The organism is Zongyangia sp. (assembly GCF_965361945.1).
In genome coordinates this window covers 1-19,768 of record NZ_CBDTOK010000092.1, presented here as the reverse complement: position 1 = coordinate 19,768, position 19,768 = coordinate 1, and the positions used below count along the sequence as shown (strand labels likewise).

Annotated in this window: 15 protein-coding genes; 4 read left to right on the top strand and 11 right to left on the bottom strand. The window is 50.7% G+C overall.

Annotated elements, in window-relative coordinates; all coding sequences use genetic code 11:
* Positions 1-6 precede the first annotated feature (6 nt).
* The 10 genes from ACZ25G_RS05860 to ACZ25G_RS05815 form a co-directional block, all read right to left on the bottom strand.
* Positions 7-1,989 carry a toprim domain-containing protein gene (locus ACZ25G_RS05860; RefSeq protein ID WP_191509729.1) on the bottom strand — a complete coding sequence of 661 codons (1,983 nt, stop codon included), beginning with the start codon at positions 1,987-1,989 and terminating at the stop codon, positions 7-9.
* Positions 1,990-2,253: 264 nt separating this feature from the next.
* Positions 2,254-4,227 (bottom strand): ATP-dependent zinc metalloprotease FtsH, encoded by a 1,974-nt coding sequence (gene ftsH / locus ACZ25G_RS05855; protein ID WP_463681847.1) that lies wholly within the window; start codon positions 4,225-4,227, stop codon positions 2,254-2,256.
* A 100-nt stretch (positions 4,228-4,327) separates the two neighbouring features.
* The gene (hpt, locus tag ACZ25G_RS05850) at positions 4,328-4,867 is read right to left on the bottom strand and encodes a hypoxanthine phosphoribosyltransferase (RefSeq protein WP_191509731.1); all 540 of its coding nucleotides are present in this window, start codon (positions 4,865-4,867) and stop codon (positions 4,328-4,330) included.
* A 17-nt stretch (positions 4,868-4,884) separates the two neighbouring features.
* On the bottom strand, positions 4,885-6,252 hold the full coding sequence (tilS, locus tag ACZ25G_RS05845) for a tRNA lysidine(34) synthetase TilS (protein WP_463681846.1): 1,368 nt from the start codon (positions 6,250-6,252) through the stop codon (positions 4,885-4,887).
* Positions 6,242-7,588, bottom strand: a complete 1,347-nt coding sequence (gene dnaB / locus ACZ25G_RS05840) for a replicative DNA helicase (RefSeq protein ID WP_191509733.1) — start codon at positions 7,586-7,588, stop codon at positions 6,242-6,244. Before dnaB ends, tilS begins: the two co-directional genes overlap by 11 nt.
* A gap of 93 nt (positions 7,589-7,681) precedes the next feature.
* The gene (gene rplI / locus ACZ25G_RS05835) at positions 7,682-8,131 is read right to left on the bottom strand and encodes a 50S ribosomal protein L9 (RefSeq protein ID WP_191482906.1); all 450 of its coding nucleotides are present in this window, start codon (positions 8,129-8,131) and stop codon (positions 7,682-7,684) included.
* 60 nt (positions 8,132-8,191) lie between these two features.
* Positions 8,192-8,743, bottom strand: coding sequence for a nitroreductase family protein (locus ACZ25G_RS05830; protein WP_463681845.1), 552 nt, complete (start codon positions 8,741-8,743; stop codon positions 8,192-8,194).
* A gap of 19 nt (positions 8,744-8,762) precedes the next feature.
* Complete coding sequence (locus ACZ25G_RS05825) at positions 8,763-10,742, bottom strand: DHH family phosphoesterase (RefSeq protein ID WP_463681844.1); 1,980 nt, start codon at positions 10,740-10,742, stop codon at positions 8,763-8,765.
* 53 nt (positions 10,743-10,795) lie between these two features.
* Entirely contained in the window at positions 10,796-12,769 is a 1,974-nt protein-coding gene (locus ACZ25G_RS05820; protein WP_463681843.1) for a ribonuclease J, read from the bottom strand.
* A 364-nt stretch (positions 12,770-13,133) separates the two neighbouring features.
* The gene (locus ACZ25G_RS05815) at positions 13,134-15,500 is read right to left on the bottom strand and encodes a sugar phosphate nucleotidyltransferase (RefSeq protein WP_463681842.1); all 2,367 of its coding nucleotides are present in this window, start codon (positions 15,498-15,500) and stop codon (positions 13,134-13,136) included.
* Between the two features lie 263 nt (positions 15,501-15,763).
* On the opposite strand from ACZ25G_RS05815, the gene rnhA reads away from it, so the two are divergent.
* The 4 genes from rnhA to mnmA all read left to right on the top strand — a co-directional run bounded on the left by rnhA (position 15,764) and on the right by mnmA (position 19,018).
* Positions 15,764-16,216, top strand: coding sequence for a ribonuclease HI (rnhA, locus tag ACZ25G_RS05810; RefSeq protein WP_342681240.1), 453 nt, complete (start codon positions 15,764-15,766; stop codon positions 16,214-16,216).
* Between the two features lie 131 nt (positions 16,217-16,347).
* Positions 16,348-17,529, top strand: coding sequence for a cysteine desulfurase NifS (nifS, locus tag ACZ25G_RS05805; RefSeq protein WP_463681841.1), 1,182 nt, complete (start codon positions 16,348-16,350; stop codon positions 17,527-17,529).
* Positions 17,530-17,559: 30 nt separating this feature from the next.
* Positions 17,560-17,985, top strand: coding sequence for a Fe-S cluster assembly scaffold protein NifU (gene nifU, locus ACZ25G_RS05800; RefSeq protein WP_342681242.1), 426 nt, complete (start codon positions 17,560-17,562; stop codon positions 17,983-17,985).
* Positions 17,978-19,018, top strand: a complete 1,041-nt coding sequence (gene mnmA / locus ACZ25G_RS05795) for a tRNA 2-thiouridine(34) synthase MnmA (protein WP_463681840.1) — start codon at positions 17,978-17,980, stop codon at positions 19,016-19,018. Before nifU ends, mnmA begins: the two co-directional genes overlap by 8 nt.
* A gap of 48 nt (positions 19,019-19,066) precedes the next feature.
* Here the strand turns inward: mnmA and ACZ25G_RS05790 are convergent, their stop codons facing one another.
* On the bottom strand, positions 19,067-19,582 hold the full coding sequence (locus ACZ25G_RS05790) for a DUF1648 domain-containing protein (protein WP_463681839.1): 516 nt from the start codon (positions 19,580-19,582) through the stop codon (positions 19,067-19,069).
* Between the last annotated feature and the right edge of the window lie 186 nt (positions 19,583-19,768).

The window sequence follows — 19,768 nt, the reverse complement described above, 5'->3', positions numbered from 1 at the left end:
ATGAAATTAAGAGACGTCCGCAGCGTCTAAATAGAGATATCCATACTGGGAGATAAAGTCCTTTCTTCCCGCTAGGTTTTCTCCCAGCAGCAGGTCGAACATCTCGCTGGTGGCCTTGGCGTCATCGGGACTGACCTTGATGAGCCTTCTGGTCTCCGGATTCATGGTGGTCAGCCACATCATATCCGGCTCATTTTCACCCAGCCCCTTAGAGCGCTGGATGGTGTACTTATTCTTCCCGATTTTCTCTAGGATCGACGCTTTTTCCGCCTCAGTATAGGCAAAATAAGTTTCCCCCTTGGAATTGATCTCATACAGCGGAGATTCCGCAATGAAAACATAGCCCTGCTCAATGAGGGTGGGGGTCAAGGTATAGAGCATGGTGAGAATCAGGGTCCGGATTTGGAAACCATCCACATCAGCATCGGTGCAGATGACAATCTTACTCCATCGGAGCCCTTCCAGGTCAAAGGAAGAGAGGTCTTTATTGGCCTTGCTCTTGACCTCGACCCCACAGCCTAGCACCTTGATAATATCAGTGATTATGTCATTTTTGAAGATCTTATCATACTCTGCTTTCAGGCAGTTGAGGATCTTTCCCCGCACCGGGATAATAGCCTGAAACTCGGCATCCCGCCCTAATTTACAAGCGCCCAAGGCGGAGTCTCCCTCCACGATGTAGATCTCCCGGCGGGAGGTATCTCTGGTGCGGCAGTCGACGAATTTCTGAACCCGGTTTGCCAGGTCAATGGTCCCTGCCAGCTTCTTTTTGATGTTGAGCCTTGTCTTTTCCGCATTCTCGCGGCTGCGCTTGTTGATCAGCACCTGTTCAGCGATCTTCGCCGCATCATCCGGATTCTCAATAAAGTAAATTTCCAGCTGGTGCTTGAGAAACTCGGTCATACAGTCATAGATAAATTTATTGGTGATGGCCTTTTTGGTCTGATTTTCGTAGGAGGTCTGGGTGGAGAAGGAGGAAGAAACCAGAATCAGGCATTCCTCCACATCCACAAAGGAGATTTTCCCCTCGTTTTTTAGGTACTTACCGCTCTGTTTGAGATAAGCATCAATTTGACTGACAAAGGCCTGCTTTACCGCCCGCTCCGGAGAGCCGCCATGTTCCAAATGGCTGGAATTGTGGTAATATTCGATCAGCTTGGTTCGGTTGGAAAAACAGCAGGCCACCTGCAGTTTCACCTTATATTCCGGTTTGTCCTCCCGGTCCCGGCCCTTTCTCTCCCCAGTCCAATACTGAACCGGGGTCAAGAAATTTTCGCCGGCAATCTCTTTGACATAGTCCACAATGCCTTCTTCATAAAGGAATTCCTGTTCGTCAAAGCCCTTGTCTGTCTGTACCCGCAGCACAAAACGAAGTCCGGCGTTGACCACTGCTTGACGCTTGAGTATTTCGGTGTAGTATTCATCGGGCACATCAATGTCGGTAAAAACGTCCAGATCCGGCTTCCATTTGATTCTGGTACCCGTCCGCTTTTTCTTTACCTCTTGTTTCTGTAGTCCTCCGACATTTTCGCCTCTTTCAAAATGCAGATTATATTGATATCCATCTCGGAAAATTTCCACATCCATATATTCCGACGCATACTGGGTCGCGCAGAGGCCCAGTCCATTGAGTCCCAGAGAGAATTCGTAACTTTCCCCTTCATTGGTTCTGTACTTTCCCCCTGCGTAGAGCTCGCAGAACACCAGCTCCCAGTTATATTTCTTCTCATTGTTGTTATAGTCCACCGGAATGCCTCGGCCAAAGTCCTCCACTTCCACCGAGTGATCCAGGTACTTGGTGATGATGATCTTGTCTCCGTGGCCTTCCCTGGCCTCATCGATGGAGTTGGAAAGGATCTCGAAGATGGAATGCTCACAGCCTTCAATACCATCGGAGCCAAAAATAACGGCAGGACGCTTACGCACCCGGTCAGCGCCTTTGAGAGCCTGGATGCTGTCGTTGCCGTACTCTGCTGTTTTTCTTGCCATGAATTTTAACCTCCCCGCCCCGGCAGCTTCCGGAGCAGCTTTCGCTTCTATCACTTGAAAGGATACCCACTTTTGTCACAAATACTTTTTATTTGTTTCAATGGTTCTTTTTTCATATCCTCATACAATTTATTTTTCATTGTAACCCAAAGTTTTCCATCCGTCAAATTCGCCGGTTACTCAGCAATACATAGGTTGTGGAAAGCACAAACAAAAACCGGCTGTTTTTTCAAACATCCGGTTTTTTGTCCCTTATTCCATCGGTTAAATGATAGGGGGCTCCCCTTCATGCCGCTGTCCCAAAACCTCACCAGCGTCAGCGCCCTCTTGGAAGGTGTCTCCGCCGTTTTCCTTCTTTGGCGCGCCGGTGGTGGTGAAATACTGCTCTGGATCGCCCTCAATAGCACCAAACTGAGGATCCTCCATCAGCTTTTTAAACTCAAGGCCTTCAATTTTCTCATGTTCAAAGAGATAGACTGCCACTTTATGGAGCTTATCCATATGAGTAGAGAGAATGTCCTTGGTGTTTTCATAGGCAGTATCGATAATCTCCCGGATCTCCGAGTCGATTTCCGCCGCCACATTCTCCGAGTAATCCCGGTTGTGGGCAATATCCATCCCCAGGAATACCTCGCCCTGGTCCTGGCCATAGACGATGGGTCCTAGCTTCTCACTGAAGCCGTAGCGGGTCACCATGCTCCGAGCAATGCTGGTGGCTCGCTCAATATCGTTGGAGGCGCCGGTGGAGATATCTTCCAGCACCAGTTTTTCCGCTACTCGTCCACCCAGCAGGGTCACAATCTGCTCCATCATTTCCTTTTTGCCTACATAGCTCTTATCCTCAGAAGGCAGGCTCATGGTATAGCCGCCAGCCATTCCTCGGGGAATAATGGAAATCTGATGAACAGGGTCCTGGGTAGGACAGTAGTAGGTACAGATGGCGTGGCCGGCCTCGTGATAAGAGGTGAGCTTCTTATCCTTGTCTGTAACTTTATGAGAGCGTTTTTCGGGGCCTGCTACCACCTTGATGGTCGCTTCCTCAATCTGCTCCATGGTGATGGCCTTGAGGTTCTTTCTCGCCGCCAGAAGCGCCGCCTCGTTAACCAGGTTCTCTAAATCTGCACCGGTGAAACCCGCTGTGGACTTGGCAATGACAGATAAATCCACATCCGGTCCAATGGGTTTATTGCGGGTATGCACCTTGAGGATATCCTCCCGCCCTTTGACGTCAGGGTACCCCACCACGATCTGCCGGTCAAAACGGCCAGGCCGCATGAGCGCCGGATCCAGAATATCCCGGCGGTTGGTGGCTGCAATAACAATGACGCCGGTATTCATCCCGAAGCCATCCATCTCCACCAGCAACTGGTTGAGGGTCTGCTCCCTTTCATCGTGGCCGCCGCCCAGGCCTGCACCTCTGTGCCGGCCCACCGCGTCGATCTCGTCAATAAATACAATGCTGGGAGCGTTCTTTTTCGCGTTTTCAAACAAGTCCCTAACACGGGAAGCACCTACACCTACAAACATCTCCACAAAGTCAGAGCCGGAGATGGAGAAGAAAGGTACGCCAGCCTCCCCGGCCACTGCCCGAGCCAGCAGGGTTTTACCTGTTCCCGGAGGCCCCATAAGCAGTACACCTTTGGGGATACGGGCACCCAGTTCGTTAAACTTGCGGGGATTTTTGAGAAATTCCACGATTTCCTGCAGCTCTGCCTTTTCTTCCTCGGCTCCTGCCACATCGGCAAAGGTGGTCTTGGGACCATCCGGCGGCTGCTTGACCTTGGCTTTGGAAAAGGTATTCATCTTCCCTGTTCCACCGCCGGCCTGGCGCATCATCATCACCCAGAAGATGACCAATGCTCCCACTAAAAGCAAGGAGGGCAGCATGGATAACCACCACGGAATTTCTGTGGCAGGTATCTGATCGAAGGTCATTTTCGCATCGGGATGCGCTTCGTTGTATGCTGCCACATGTTCTTTGATATCATCAAGGAACACGCCCACATTGGCAACTTTATAGATGATAGGGCTCTCCTGCCCTGCCACTTTGAGCGTTAGTTCCCCTGTACCAAAGTCAAGGGTATAGTCCGTTACCTGTTGTGTCTCAAAGAGATTGAGCACCTCACTATATCTCATTTGAGAAGTGGGTCTCATGGTATAGAGTACGGACATTGCTAAAATCAGCAAAACCAGTAAGGCAATATACAGCCCTATATTTCTGGGTTTTTTGGTTGCCAAATAGCGTCACTCCTTTTTCTTTCATTGTTCCATCCTTATGGGAAGAGTTCTGGCCAAAAGGCCTATATTGCTTGGCCGCATTTCTCCGAGAGTGCGGCTGCTATTTTTCATAAACGCAGGGTTTCAATACACCCACATAGGGTAGGTTGCGGTATTTTTCTGCATAGTCCAGTCCATATCCTACCACAAATTCATCCGGCACGTCAAAGCAGACATAGTCGGCCTGGATATCGGCCTGCCGGCGGGCAGGCTTATCTAAGAGGGTAGCAATCCGGATGCTTTTAGGGCCTCTCTTGGAGAGCATGTCGCGCAGGTAGCTCAGTGTCATACCGCTGTCCAAAATATCCTCTACAAGCAGCAGGTCAAGCCCTTCCAATGGGCGGTCCAGATCTTTGATAATCTTGACCTCTCCGGATGTCTTTACTCCGGAACCATAGCTGGAAACCGACATAAAATCAATGGCGGCATTGACCGTAATCGCTCGCATCAAGTCAGCCATGAACACTACAGAGCCTTTGAGCACACTGACCAGCAGCAGATTTTTATCCGCGTAGTCCTTGCTGATTTGCGCACCGATCTCCTGCACCTTCGCCGCGATTTCTTCTTCACTGAGCAATACCTTTAAAATGTCATCCTTCATGTCAAACCCCTCCGCCATTACGTTTCCTCTATCTCTATCCAAAGAATGCGCCGGGTTTTCTCAGAGACCCTCACCGTCTCATCACAGCCAAAGCCATAGACCCAGAGCACCTTTTTATCATCTGCCAAAAGAGGGATTCTATCCCTGCTCTCGGCCGGGATTCCCGCTTCTGCAAACAGTTTTTTCAGCGTCTTGGTAATGCCCCGGCCTGCAAGTCGGATACGATCTCCCGGTTTCCGCATTCTAATGCGTGCAGTAAGGCTTATTCTATCATAGTCCAGAGTATTTTTTAATACCTTTTGATGAAATTTTTTTAAATTCTCCAACTTTTCGCGATTAATTAACTCCAACCGCAGCTGTTTCCCGTCGCCAATGGGATATGTCCCCGGCAAAACCGGCACCGAAATATCCGGCACGGGGGGCAAAAATCGATGGATCCAAAACTTTCCGCCCTGGGACCGGCAATAAAGATGCCGCGACAGCTCCACCGTTCCTCCCGGCTTTAAGATCTTTTCAATCAGCTCCAGCTGGGTTCCCGAACAGGAGGCATCGGATTCCAGCAAAATTAAGCGGATGGCCCGGCCCCGGAGTGCCCCGGGGAGATTTGCAAGCTCTGCCGCACGGTAATATCTTCCCCCACTCGGGCTGATATCCTCTAACGCCGCATCTTCCACCGCTTTCCGGGCAGCGTCTTCCAAAAATGCTTCATCCTGCTGTAAGAGCCGCTGGGTTCTTCCAAAGCTCTTTTCAAATCCTGGGTGGATCTTGTAAAAGGCTGGTATCACATGGTGGCGGATATAGTTCCTGGTATAATCATCGGATAGGTTGGTGCTGTCGGTCACATAGGAAAGGCTGTGTTGCCTACAGTATTCCTCCACCTGCCTTCTCGTAAAGGACAGCAACGGCCGGAGAATATCTCCCCGCTGCAATGGAATGCCGCATAAACCCCGCAGCCCTGTACCCCGTGCCAAATGGAAAATAGCAGTTTCCATGCTGTCGGAAAGAGTATGCGCTGTGGCAACCCATGCATGATGTTCCTCAGCCAAAAACGAAAAAAAGGCGTAACGCTCTTCCCTCCCGCAAAGTTCCAAAGAAATCCCTAGTTCCTTTGCCTTAGAAATCACGTCAACGTCTTTGACAAACAGGGGAACTCCGAGGCCCTCGCACAGGCTGCGGACAAAATTCTCATCCCGGTCCGCTTCTTCTCCCCGGATGTGGTGATTGAGATGGCACGCCATCACCGCCATTCCCAATTGCTCCCGGATACTCAGCATCAGGTGCAGAAGGCAAACGGAATCCGCCCCTCCCGAAAGGGCGACAATGATTGCCTCTCTCTCGTGAAGAGCCGGATTCTTTTCAAGAATATCCAGCACCTTATGGTTCACTTCTAAACAACTCCAAATTTCCGAACCGGGTATATTGACCGTCCCATGCCAACTTAACAACGCCAGTTTCACCATGACGGTTTTTAGAGACAATACACTCCGCTACGTTCTGTTCCTCTGACTCCCGGTTGTAATAGGCATCCCGGTAAAGGAACAATACAATATCCGAGTCCTGTTCAATAGAACCCGACTCTCTCAGGTCCGCCAGAATGGGACGATGGTCCGTTCTCGCCTCAGGGCCTCGAGAAAGCTGGGACAAGGTGATAATCGGCACATCCAGTTCCTTGGCCATAATCTTCAGATTTCGGGTGATCTCTGAAATCTCCACCACCCGGTTGTCATTGCGTCGTCCCGAGCTCATCAGCTGGAGATAGTCGATAACCACGAGTCCCAAATCCTTAATCCGGCGGAGCTTAGCCTTCATCTGCGCCACCGTCATACCGGAGGTATCGTCGATATAGATCTTTGCCTTGGCAAGGTTCTGTGCCGTCATGGCCAGACGGACCCATTCTTCACTGGTCATATCACCGGTGCGCAGGGACATACTGGAAATCGACGCTTCTGAAGAAAGCATGCGGGATACCAGCTGCTCCTTGGTCATTTCCAGGGAAAAGATGGCCACCTTTTTCTTAGACTTCACAGCCACATTGGCGGCGATATTCAGCGCAAAGCTGGTCTTTCCCATGGCGGGCCGGGCTGCCAGCAAAATCAAATCCGATTTGTTGAGCCCTACAGTGATGTTATCCAGGCCTGTAAAGCCGGAGGGAACTCCCATAAACTCTGACTTATTCTCACCGGACAGCTTTTGAAGCCTGTCATAGGTTTCAATGATGATCTCATCAATCCGCTGTAAGCCCTGGGAATCCCGTCCCTGACGGATATCAAAAATCTTCTGCTCTGCATAGTCCAGTAGGTTGGAGGCATCCCCGTGGCCGCTTTGAGAATTTTCAATGATCTCCTGAGAAGCGGTGATCAACCGGCGCAGATAATACTTTTCCGCCACAATCTTTGCGTAGGCCTCCACATTGGTGGAGGTGGGGACAATCTGCGCTAAGGAAACCAGATACACCTTAGCGTCCTCATCGCTGTCGAAAATCTCATCGGATTTCACCGCTTCCAGCAATGTGACAAAGTCGATGGTCTGACCGGCGGTGAACATCCGCAGGATGGTGGAAAAAATCTGCCGGTTTTGCGGGCGGTAAAAGCAGTCGGGTGTGATGTATTCCAGCACCGAGGAAATACAAGAGGGATCGATCAAGATAGCCCCTAACACCGACTGTTCCGCCTCCAGGTTATAAGGGAGTTCCTGTCCAAAAAGTGCAGGCATCTCATCCATCTGCTTCACCTCCTCTGAGTATAACACTACATCTGCCCAGAATAAGCGCATCCGGTCATCAGCGGCCGGATGCACCAGAAAACTTCCTTTATGTTACTGCTCGTCAGAAACCTGCGCATACATTTTCGCGGAGATTCCCTGATAGAGCTTCACCTCAAATTCATAAGTACCAAAGGCTTTAATATCGCTGTCCAGAACAATTTTACGCTTTTCCACTTCAGCACCATACTGTTTGCTGATGGCTTCGGCGATCTCCTTTGCCGTGACAGAACCAAACAGCTTCCCACCGGCACCGGCCTTTGCCGTCAGCTTCACAGTCTTCCCATTGATGGCGTCGGCAGTTTCCTGGCAGGCTTTCTTCTCCATAGCAATCTTATGCTCCTGGGCCGCCTGCTTATTTTTGAGAACATTCATATTCTGGGCATTTGCCTCAATTGCCATCCCTCTTTTGAGCAGAAAATTGCGGGCGTAACCGTCGGATACGTTGACCACCTGCCCCTTTTTTCCGCTTCCCTGTACGTCTTGTGTCAAAATTACTTTCATAATACGTTCACGTCCTTTCGGATGATTTTATGAGATCAATTCGTTAGAAGAATAGGATATCTATTTCTCTTGGAGTAAAATTTCTTCTTTCGTCTTACGCGGGCGCTGAGGAGGAGACTCCGCGGGATAACCCACAGCAATGGCTGACACCAACTGCAGATCAGGATAACCTAGATGAGCACAGATTTCTTTTTCCGTATACTCAGTATCCCGGATCCAGACCGAGCCAAGGTTCAGGTTCACCGCTTCCAGACAAACATGTTCAATGGCAGCCCCAATGGAAAGGAAGTCTGATTGCAGCCAGATGTCATCCTTTTCCCAGAAGACCAGGAGAAGCAAGGGGGCGTTTTTTATAATTTGAGCGGACGCCTTTGAACTATTGACATACCCCGGCAACTCCACATCATTTTGTTGAAACAAATCCAACATAATATCTGCAACCTGGTCTTTAGATTCATGCTGTAAAACCATCCATTTCCATGGTTGTCTATTTTTGGCCGATTGACAGAGACGCGCACTTTCAATTAGCTTTTCAATTTTGCTTTCTTCCACACGTTGAGGCAGAAATTTTCGTATGCTGCGTCTTTGGGAAATCACCTGTTCCAGCTCCATCAGTCAGCTTCTCCTTTCCTCAATTATTACTTTGCTGCTGCGCCGCAAAGTAAGCGTCAATTGCCTCCAAGAGCATCTGTCTGGCATCTTCCATGGAAGTCGTATTGATCTGAGCTCCCGCCATGGTCAGATGGCCGCCACCGCCCAGCCGCTCCATCACCAGCTGGACATTCATCGCCCCCATACTCCGGGCAGAGAAAGAAATCCCTTTATCCGTCTCATAGGCAACAAAGGAAGCCACAACGTCATTGATTCCCAGCAGCTCATCTGCCGCCTGGGGGGCCACAATCCGCATATCTTCATCGTAAGGCCCACTGATACAGGCAATGGCGCATCCGCGGTAAACCTCAGCGCCTGCCACAACGCGGGCTTTCTTTTGGTATGCCTCCATCGAATCGGAGAACAGCTTTCGAACCTCTACAGTATCTGCGCCCAATCTTCGCAGATAGGCCGCCGCTTCGAAGGTTCTCACACCGGTTTTCATTACAAAATTTTTGGTATCCAGCATAATGCCGGCCAAAAGGGCTTCCGCCTCCAGCTTTCCAATGGCATTCTGATCTCCCAAATACTGGACCAGCTCAGAAACCATCTCAGACGCTGAGGAGGAATAGGGCTCATGATAGAAAATAACCGCATTGTCAATATGGCCTACCATCTTCCGATGGTGATCGATCACAACCACCGATTTACAGGCCTGATACAGCTCCTGGGATTCCAAGAAATGCTGGATATGGGTATCCACGATAATGAGCAGTGTCTTTTTGGTCACCGTTTCCATTATTTTTTCAGGCTCTGCAAACATATCTCCGCTGCCCTTTTCGATCATCCGGTCAACGAGAGGGGTGGCCAAGGATTTCTCCCGATGAATAGCCACCACCGCAGTTTTTCCCATATTGCGGATGACACGGCATAAGCCTATAGCCGCGCCTACACAATCCAGATCGGAGAACTGGTGTCCCATGAGAACGACGCTGTCGCTGTTTTCAATGAGCTCCGATAGGGCAGAAGCCACAATCCTGGTCTTGACCTTGGTTCGCTTCTCAATGCCCTTGGATACGCCACCGTAAAATTCGAAGCCCTTCTGGGTCTTCAGTGCCGCCTGGTCACCGCCGCGTCCTAAGGCCATATCCAGAGCCTGCTTTGCCATATTTTCCGCCTCGGAAAGGCTGTCTCCATCCCTTCCGATACCAATGCTCAAGGTCGCCGGCATCCGATCACCGGCTACGATTGAACGGACTTTATCCAGAATATCAAATTTGCTGTCGATGATGCGGCGCATATAGCGCTCCTCCACCACCGCCACAAATTTATCCTTTTCCAGTTTGCGTAGGAGTCCAGCTGTGTCTCCGATAAAATTCTCAATCGCTCGTTCAATCTCACTGATGACCTGAACTTTCTCGCTGTCCTTGGCGTTTTGGAGAAGTTCCTCATAGTTATCAATGACGATGAGCATGACGGAAGGACGGGTCAGTTCATACTCCTTGGCAATGCTGATCAGGGTGGTCTGGTCCACAAAATAATACATGCTGATGACATGGCCATCCTCTTCCGCCTCACAGCGGAATACCCGGTAGCTGCGCCCATCATAGTTGAGATAGGCCCCATCATCGGTACGTAGTTTTGGATTCTCCGGGTCTTTGATGATATCGGTAACCGCTATACCGATCATATCCTTCCCCTTAGCCACCTTGTCCCGAAAGATGTTATTGTACCACGCAATTTCATTGCCCTGCATCGAAACCATGACCGGGATGGGGAATTCCACCAAAGAACTTTTCTGCGCTGTGGTCAGGGTGTTGCCCAGCTGTTGCAGATAAAGGTGGAGATCCTTTTGGATCCCTACGATCCGCACGATGATAAAAATAAAAGCTACCAGCACAACAGCCAGCTCCACATAAAACAGCCGGATATCCACAAAAAATGTCGCTATTACAAGGCCTGCGCAGAGAATCATCAACAGATATATCAGCGGCCGGTAAAGCCCTACCTTTTCCTTCATGCCATCGCCCCTTTACTGTTTGCTCTCCCCGCATCAAATGCAGGATATTGTCATTAAGTTTCCTGGATTATAGGCAAAATCATGGGGCTTCGCTTGGTCTTATGATATAAGAAGTCAGAAACCGCATCCTTAACCCGTGTTTTCATGGTACCCCATTCCCGGATGTTGTGTTCCCGACAACTTTCCAGGACCTCGGTTACAATTTTGCGCACCTCATTCATCATGTCCTCTGCCTCCCGGACATAGACAAAACCGCGGGACACCACATCAGGCCCAGCCACCACCTGACCGCTTTCCCGGTCAATGGTGGCGACAATAACCAGCAATCCGTCCTCTGACAGATGCCGCCGGTCACGGAGTACAATGGAACCTACATCCCCTACGCCAAGGCCATCCACCATGACCTTGCCGGCCGGGACAGTTCCTGCAATTTTGGCGTCCACCCCGTCTAGCTCAATGATCTTGCCCAGTTCCGGCAGGATAATATGATCCCTGGGGATTCCCATACTCAGGGCAGTTTCCGCATGTTTTTTCAGGTGCTTATACTCGCCATGAACCGGGATGAAAAATTTTGGCCGGGTCAGGGCCATCATCAGCTTTTGTTCATCCTGGCAGGCGTGGCCCGAAACGTGGACCTCGTACATTTTTTCATAGATCACATCCGCACCCAACCGCATGAGCTCGTTAACCACCCGGTTAACAGTTTTCTCATTGCCCGGAATGGGGTTGGCGGAAATGATAATAAAGTCCCGGGAAGAGATGGACACCTTCCGGTGATCCCCCATGGCCATTCTGGATAGGGCGGACATGGGTTCTCCCTGGCTGCCGGTAGTAATCAGCACAATCTGATCATCCCGATAGCGGGGCAGCATATCAATATCAATGAGGATACCGTCTGGAATGGACAGATAGCCTAATTCCATGGCTTTTCCTACCACGTTGACCATGCTGCGGCCGGAAATCGCAATCTTTCTTTTGTAACGGACAGCAGCGTTGACAATCTGCTGCACCCGATGGATGTTGGAAGCGAAGGTCGCAATGATAATCCGCTGTTTTTCCGCCCGTTTGAAAAGGGGTTCAAAGGACTCTCCCACCTTACTCTCGGTCTCCGAACTGCCAGGCCGTTCTGAGTTGGTGGAGTCGGAAAGCAGCGCCAGCACACCACGGCTACCCAGTTCTCCAAACCGGGCCAGGTCGATGATCTCCGTTTCAATGGGAGTATAATCTACCTTGAAATCCCCGGTCTGAACCACAACGCCTGCCGGGGTGTGGATGGCCAGTGCGCAAGCATCGGCAATGGAGTGGTTGACATGGATGAATTCTACCGCCATGCACCCCACCTTGACAATATCCCGGGGCTTGACTACATTGAGTTTTGCCTTGCCTAGGAGGCCGTGCTCCTTGAGTTTCCCCTCCACCAGCCCCAGGGTCAGCTTTGTGCCATAGACGGGGATGTTGACGCTTTTGAGCAGATAGGGCAGTCCTCCAATATGGTCTTCATGTCCGTGGGTAATCATAATGCCCCGGATCTTATCCTTGTTCTTTTCCACATAGGTAAAATCAGGAATGACCACGTCGATGCCCGGCATTTCCTCATCAGGGAAAGCAAGTCCGCAGTCGACAATAAATGCGTCGTTGCCGCATTCGTACATGGTCATGTTTTTTCCGATTTCCAGGAGTCCTCCCAATGGGATAATCCGCAGCGGTGTCCGCCGAATCTCCTTCTTGGCAGTTTTCTTGCCGGACTTGGTATTCTTTGCCGGCTGTTTCTTAGGCCGCCCTAAAATGTTTTCTTCCAGCGATTCCAACACACCTGTTTTCGCAGTGTCAAGTTTGGTGTAGAGCTTTGTATCTTTTGCTTTCGCCCCACCTTGTGCTTTGGTGGTAGGCTTCGCCTTAGCCCCCGCCCCAGCTTTGGAAGCATTGGATGCGGCAGCTCTGGGCGCAGTCGTTTTCGCTGGTTTTTTTGCCGATCCACCAGCCTTGAAAAAGGACCTGCGCGCAGTTTTGTTGTTTTCATCGTTCACGCTTTGTAACCTCCATTGTCTCAAAGCAGCTCTGTCTCAACGCACCAAAGCATAAACCCCTCCGGCCACAATCCAAGCCAAAAGGGTGCCAAATCATTCTTTTTCTATTATCTTCTATTCTTTTCATCGTGTCTTACATGAGCCAAAGCATGCTTTTGATCCTCGCAAAGGATCATTTCATTATTCTTTGGTATATTTTCCGCTTTCCATGATTTCTCAGTCCCGGCCTGCTTGATTCTGTTCTTGTTCGCCGGGTCAAAAAACGTAGCCGTTCATCCACAGAGGACATTACAGTCCTAGAGGAATCCACATTTTCCTCTGGCTCTTTGACAAAATATCCTCAGCGAATCTCAATATACTCTTTTTAATTGTAAGCTTTCTCCCCCTGCATGTCAAGTTTCTTCTTGTTCAGCAGCTTTTCAAACCCATCGCAGAGTTCTTTTGCCGTCTCGCTGTTGGCAGCTTCCGCCATAATTTTGATATGATTTCCCAGCTTGCTGGGCTGTAATAAAACAATGCCATCGGGCTTTTGGATCACGATTCCTTCGGTGAAGTCCTCTCCATCTGCGGCAATCTTTTCCTCCCGCAATTCCTTCCGCAATGCTCCAGCAGTCCCCTTCCAAGGGATGCTTTTTTCTTCTAAGCTAAAATCGGGCACGCTGGCAGCGGCAGCAGCCGGTGACATCCGCTGGACGTGAAGAAGGGACAAAAATTTCACCACCAGCATCAGGGGATCCCTTGTCCAGTGCTGGGCATAAGCAAGTTCTCTAGCCTCCAGATCGCTTTGATCCGCTGGACATCTATAGTATCGACGCAATACCTTTCCCTGGCGTTTGGCTACCTGATCCAATACCCGCGGTGCGTCAAAGCAGACCGAAATCTCTTTGCCCTGCTGCATTTCATAGGCCGCGCACACACATAACAGATGAAGGCTGTCAAAGCTAATATCTCCGCAGACGACCTTTGCCCTCTCTCCGTCAGGGCTGATTTCCACTACAGGAATTCCTTCCTGGCCGCTTTGCTGGGCTCCCAGTTTCTGCAGCACCTCCCACATCATCTGATGGATCTTTGTATTTTCGCACCGCAACTGCAACTGCATCCCCATCAGCCCATAGGGCGCAAAACGGTACAGCTCATTTTTATAAATGGCACTGACGCCGGACATATCCACCACCTGGGCATATTTCTCGGGTGGTGTCCGACGGAAATCTCCATTTCTCAAACAGTGTTCAACTGCCCGTTCCAGCTGTCTGGGGGCGCTGATTCCCCCTTCCGCCACCATCCGGATCACTGCTTTTTCCTTTACCTGGATGAAAAACCCCATTTTTATGGAAGAAAAAGAGCAGCAAAAGTTAAATTGCGGGCCAAAACACTCCCCAAAATCAAACACCTGGCCTCCTGCCCCCAGAATCCCGGCCGCCATAGCCTCTGCCAAAGCCTTCGCACAATGGCTGGCGCTAATGCCAATGGCAATCTTACCGCTTCCTTCCACCGTGGCGGCGGCAGCGCCTAGCCTGGCGCAAAATTCCGGGGTAATTTCTACCCCGATATGGCCTACAATGCCCTCATCGTCAAAATAAGCTTTGCGGACCCGGCCTGTCTTCAGCTTGCCGGAAAAATGGGCGCCGTCTTCCACCCATTTTCCCGGCCAGATCTTAGCTTCCTGGTGGAGCACCGCTCCCTCACCGATAACGGTCCCAGCGCCTACTACGGCATTTTCGAACACCATAGCCCTCGGTTTGACAGACGCCCCGTCACAGACAATGCCACCGGCTACCACGGACTTTCTCCCCACAAAGCTTTCCGGCAGGAGAATCCCACCGGTAATCCGGCTGTTTCTTCCCACCGCGCATCCATGATCCAGGACGGAGAGCCCCTCAACCAAGGCACCGTCTGCAATATTGACGCCCTCGCCGATATAGCAGGGCGGTGTCAGATGATAATCCCCTACCGGTCGAGCACGGGCAATAATGTTGCCCTCTTCATCCCGTTCCCCATCCAGCCGGCAGTTTACCCTGCCCAGCAGAATGTCCTGCTGACACCTGACAAAATCGTTTATCTCTTCTATCTTGCACCAGTATCCTGTATCTTCCCACACCATAATATTTTTCTCCAATGCCAGCATCTGAGGGAGCAAGTCTTTTTCAAAATCATATTCCCTCCCTTCGGGGATCAGCTCCAGACACTGAGGATTGACAAGGTAAACACCGGTATTGGCAATATCGGTTACCGCCTGTGCAAAGCCCGGCTTTTCCAAAAGTCCCCGGACTCTTCCTGTTTCCTCCCGGTCAATCAGCTCGTACTCACATGGATTTTCCACCGATTTCCCGATGATGGTCAAATCCGCTCCTGCCTGCCGGTGGAATTTCACGGCATGGCTCAGATCAAAGTCACAAATAGCGTTCTCACTGATGACAAGCAGCGGATCCTTTTCTGACAACTCCAGTTTTCTCGCCGCCAGCTTCACACTTCCCGCCGTACCTAGGGGAGCATCTTCCCGGAAAAAATCAATCTGCAATCCCCGGTATCTTCGGGTATGAAAATAATCTTCCACCACTTCAGGGAGGTAGCGAAGGGCGATCACCGATCTCTGATATCCATGTTCAATTAGCAAATCCATAAGATAAGAAATAACGGGCTTTCCACATAGTCTCACCATAGTTTGGGGCAGGTTGCATGTCAGAGGCCTGAGCCCTTTTCCCTCTCCGCCTGCCATAATCACTGCGTTCATACTGCTGCTCCTCTCATCGGCCAGTCTTTCTGCATCCAATTTTGTGCAGTTGGTTTTACTAGTATTGGCAGCAGCCTGGGTGATCTATGCTCATGATCCAGAAAAAAGGAGGATGCCTCAGGGTCATTCCCTGAAAGCTGAGGAAAAGGGGACCATTTTAGTGAAAAACGGCGTTTCCCCCTTGTAGAAAAGCCCCTAAAGAGGTATAATTTAACATACCTGTCATAGATAATGATATTCAAATTTTTCATTGGGAGAATAGAATGAAAAACGACCTAACCAAAGTCAATATTTATACTGACGGCGCTTGTTCCGGGAATCCAGGCCCTGGAGGATGGGGCGCTATCTTGGAGTGCGGCGGCGTCACCAAGGAGCTTTCCGGAGGGGCCGCGGAAACCACCAATAACCGGATGGAACTCACCGCCGCCATCGAAGCTCTATCCGCCCTGAAACGTCCCTGCCAGGTTACCCTGACCACCGATTCCCAGTATTTGAAAAACGGCATGGATCTGGGATGGGCTAAAAAGTGGAAGAAAAACGGCTGGACCCGGGGAAAAAATCAGCCTGCCCTCAACCCTGATCTGTGGGACAAGCTGCTCCAGCTTTTTGAAATTCATCAGGTAAAAATTGTATGGGTCAAGGGCCATGCAGGGCATCCTATGAATGAACGGTGTGATGAGCTGGCTGTGGCCCAAAGTCAAAAATATCGGAAATAAATGCAAATAGGGTATTGTAATTCCTACTACTTTAGTATATATTATAGTTGTAAGGTTCTTGTGGCAAAATAATGGAATATTTACAGCATAGAAGCTGCCCCACAGGCAGCGGTAGGAAAGGAACAACAAAGATGAAAAAATTTGTTTACGCGGATAACGCCGCGACAACCAAAATAACGCAGCCCGTTCTCGACGCTATGCTTCCGTGGCTAACCGAGGGCTATGGGAACGCATCCAGCATCTATTCCAAAGGGCGGGAGGCTCTCAAGGCACTAAACAGCGCCCGGGAAACTGTAGCTGGTTGTCTGGGAGCAAAGCCAGAGGAAATCTTCTTCACCTCCGGCGGCTCAGAGGCTGACAACTGGGCCATCAAGGGCGTGGCCCACACCATGGCCAAAAAGGGAAAAAAGCATCTTATCACCTCTGTATTCGAGCATCACGCAGTCCTTCACACGATGGATGCCCTGCGCAAAGAGGGATTTGAAATCACCGAGCTTCCAGTCACTCCACAGGGACTTGTCCGGGTGGAGGATGTAGCCGCCGCGATCCGGGAAGATACGGCCCTTGTCACCATCATGTACGCCAACAATGAAATCGGAACCATCCAGCCCATTGCCGAAATCGGTAAGGTTTGCCACGAAAAAGGAGTGCTCTTTCACACCGACGCGGTACAAGCCGTGGGCAATGTCCCCATTGATGTAAAAGAGCAGAACATCGATCTGCTTTCCCTCTCTGGACATAAGCTCCACGGACCCAAAGGCGTAGGCGCCCTGTATATCCGCCGGGGGATCGTCATTCCTAACCTCATCGACGGCGGCGCTCAAGAAAAGTCCAAACGGGCAGGGACAGAAAATGTTGCCGGTATTGTTGGACTTGCTACGGCAATGGAAATCGCATGCAACGGCATTGAGGAGCGGGCCTCAAAGGTCAAACAGATGCGGGATCGTCTCATTGACGGGTTACTGCAAATCCCCCGCTGCCGCCTAAACGGCGACCGAGAGAGACGGCTGCCGGGCAATGTAAATATCTCCTTTGAAGGAGTAGAAGGAGAATCCCTTCTTCTATGGTTGGACCAAAATGGTATCTGCGCCTCCTCTGGTTCGGCCTGCACCTCCGGTTCTCTGGATCCCAGCCATGTGCTGATTGCCATCGGGCTGCCTCATGAAGTGGCTCATGGTTCCCTGCGGTTGACTCTGGGAGAATTTAATACCCCTGAAGATGTAGACTATATCCTGGAGGTAGTTCCAGGCGTCATCGAAAAACTGCGGGCCATGTCCCCCCTCTGGGAGCGGATTATTGCCCAGGAGAAATAAATCCTCAAAACATAAGAAAGGACGAGTGTTATGTTGTATTCAGATAAAGTCATGGAGCACTTCACCAATCCCCACAATGTGGGCGAACTTCCCGATGCCAACGGCGTCGGTGAGGTAGGAAACGCCAAGTGCGGCGATATTATGAAAATGTATCTGAAAATCGAGGGCGGCACCATCATCGATGTGAAATTTAAAACCTTTGGCTGCGGTGCTGCCATTGCTACCAGCTCTATTGCCACCGACATGATCAAGGGGAAATCTATTGAGGACGCGCTGAAACTGACCAACAAAGCGGTAGTAGAAGCGCTGGACGGGCTTCCCCCAGCGAAAATCCACTGCTCCGTGTTGGCGGAGCAGGCTGTCAAAGCGGCCCTGGCAGATTATTACAACCGGCAGGGCATTGATCCCACCCCTATCGTAGGGGATATCGGTGAGTGTGAAGCCTGCCATGTCTAACAAACGAATTTTAGTTGCGCTCAGCGGAGGGGTGGACTCCTCCGCTTGCGTTTTTTTGCTGCAGAAGGCGGGCTACGATGTCTCCGCTGTTGTGTTGGATCTCTCACCGCCCCATGCCCAAACTGTGGTGGCCGCGAGAGAAACCGCTGCCGCTCTCGGCATTCCCCTCTATGTGGCGAAGGATTACGCCCGCTTTGAGACAAATGTTATCCGACCCTTTGCCGACGCTTACCGGGCTGGAAAAACTCCGAATCCCTGTGTCATTTGCAATCCCACCACCAAGTTTGCCCTCTTGTTAGAAAAAGCGGACGAACTGGGCATTGAACTGGTGGCAACCGGTCACTATGCCAGTGTAGAGGAGCGAAATGGCCGTTATCTTCTCAAAAAAGCCGGATGTCTGGAGCGGGATCAGTCCTATATGCTCTATCGGCTGGGTCAGCAACAGCTCTCCCGGCTGATTCTCCCCCTCCATAGCCTTCCTAAATCCCAGGTACGCGCTATTGCAGAGGAAGCCGGGCTCTCCTGTGCCAGCAAGCCGGACAGCCAGGAGATCTGTTTTATCCCCGACAACGACTATGCCGCTTATGTGGAGGCTCTCACCGGTCCCATGGCGGAAGGGGATTTTATCTCTCCGGAAGGCCAGGTTTGCGGCCGTCATAAAGGGCTGCTCCATTATACCGTGGGTCAGCGCAAAGGATTGGGGATCGCTTTAGGCCGCCCGGTCTTCGTGAGAGAAATTGACCCTGTCGACAACGTCATTCGCCTAGCATACGCCGGCGGAGAATATGCCAAAGGAGTCGCCCTATCCGCGCTCAATTGGATCGGGATGGATGGGCTGTCTTCTCCCCTTCGAGCCGGAGTTAAAATCCGATCCATGGCAAAGGAAGCCGATGCCACCATCACCCCTCTGGCGGAAGGCAGGGTACAAGTGGAATTTGACACACCCCAGCGTGCCCCTGCCCCAGGTCAGTCCTGTGTTTTTTACGACGGGGACTACGTTATCGGCGGCGGCTTTATCGATACTTCTTTTTAGATATAAAAATGTCCTTGGACTTTAAAGTCCAGGGACATTTCTTTTTTCCTATGAAGCACTTTTTCCGTTTTGGGCCATATTTTCAATGGCTCTGGCTCCCCGAGAACATTTGCGGTAGAAATAGACTAAAGGGCCGAAAATCCCGATTAAAACCACCGGGAAAAACCATCCACCCAAGCTCTTCTCCTGCCCTCCAGCGATAACCACCAGGTAAAAGAAAACACAGGCAATCACCAATTTCATTACAATGAGCATTGAAAGGGTGGTGCTGTAAACAAAATTCCGATTTGCTTCTGTCACCGGCACCGGAGTGTTCCAAACCTTCGGGAAAAGCGTCACAACGGTGAGCAGCAGATATAAGCCGGCCTGAACAAGCCACAGAATCCATAAGGAATCCTTGCTTCCCCAAGCATCTGCCTCACCAGAAAATCCATAGTGGGTGGGGATTCTCTCCGGTATGCCAGGCCAGCGAAGCCAAAGTCCTAATGCTGTGAAAAACAGTACTACTAGACAGAGAATTTCTCCCACCATCTGTGCTTTGGTATAGGAAACTTTCCGACTCATATGATCCACCTTCTCACAGATAGAAATATATTATCTTTGTGTTGGCACCATCATACGCCATTACCTTGAAAAAAGCAACCCATTTGTATACTATTTTTGCAGTCAAGACCACCCCTAAGAGGGGTGGCTTGAAGCGCGGCCTAGAAGGCCGAAAAACCAAGCCAGCGCCTAAATGACGCTGGCTTG

What these genes read in the sequence shown, in the direction of transcription:
- ACZ25G_RS05815 (WP_463681842.1), bottom strand. Translation starts at nt 15,500, where the DNA reads ATGAACGCAGTGATTATGGCAGGCGGAGAGGGAAAAGGGCTCAGGCCT.
- mnmA (WP_463681840.1), top strand. Translation starts at nt 17,978, where the DNA reads ATGTCTAACAAACGAATTTTAGTTGCGCTCAGCGGAGGGGTGGACTCC.
- ACZ25G_RS05790 (WP_463681839.1), bottom strand. Translation starts at nt 19,582, where the DNA reads ATGAGTCGGAAAGTTTCCTATACCAAAGCACAGATGGTGGGAGAAATT.
- dnaB (WP_191509733.1), bottom strand. Translation starts at nt 7,588, where the DNA reads ATGGATGAGATGCCTGCACTTTTTGGACAGGAACTCCCTTATAACCTG.
- rnhA (WP_342681240.1), top strand. Translation starts at nt 15,764, where the DNA reads ATGAAAAACGACCTAACCAAAGTCAATATTTATACTGACGGCGCTTGT.
- ACZ25G_RS05825 (WP_463681844.1), bottom strand. Translation starts at nt 10,742, where the DNA reads ATGAAGGAAAAGGTAGGGCTTTACCGGCCGCTGATATATCTGTTGATG.
- ACZ25G_RS05860 (WP_191509729.1), bottom strand. Translation starts at nt 1,989, where the DNA reads ATGGCAAGAAAAACAGCAGAGTACGGCAACGACAGCATCCAGGCTCTC.
- hpt (WP_191509731.1), bottom strand. Translation starts at nt 4,867, where the DNA reads ATGAAGGATGACATTTTAAAGGTATTGCTCAGTGAAGAAGAAATCGCG.
- nifU (WP_342681242.1), top strand. Translation starts at nt 17,560, where the DNA reads ATGTTGTATTCAGATAAAGTCATGGAGCACTTCACCAATCCCCACAAT.
- rplI (WP_191482906.1), bottom strand. Translation starts at nt 8,131, where the DNA reads ATGAAAGTAATTTTGACACAAGACGTACAGGGAAGCGGAAAAAAGGGG.
- ACZ25G_RS05830 (WP_463681845.1), bottom strand. Translation starts at nt 8,743, where the DNA reads ATGGAGCTGGAACAGGTGATTTCCCAAAGACGCAGCATACGAAAATTT.
- nifS (WP_463681841.1), top strand. Translation starts at nt 16,348, where the DNA reads ATGAAAAAATTTGTTTACGCGGATAACGCCGCGACAACCAAAATAACG.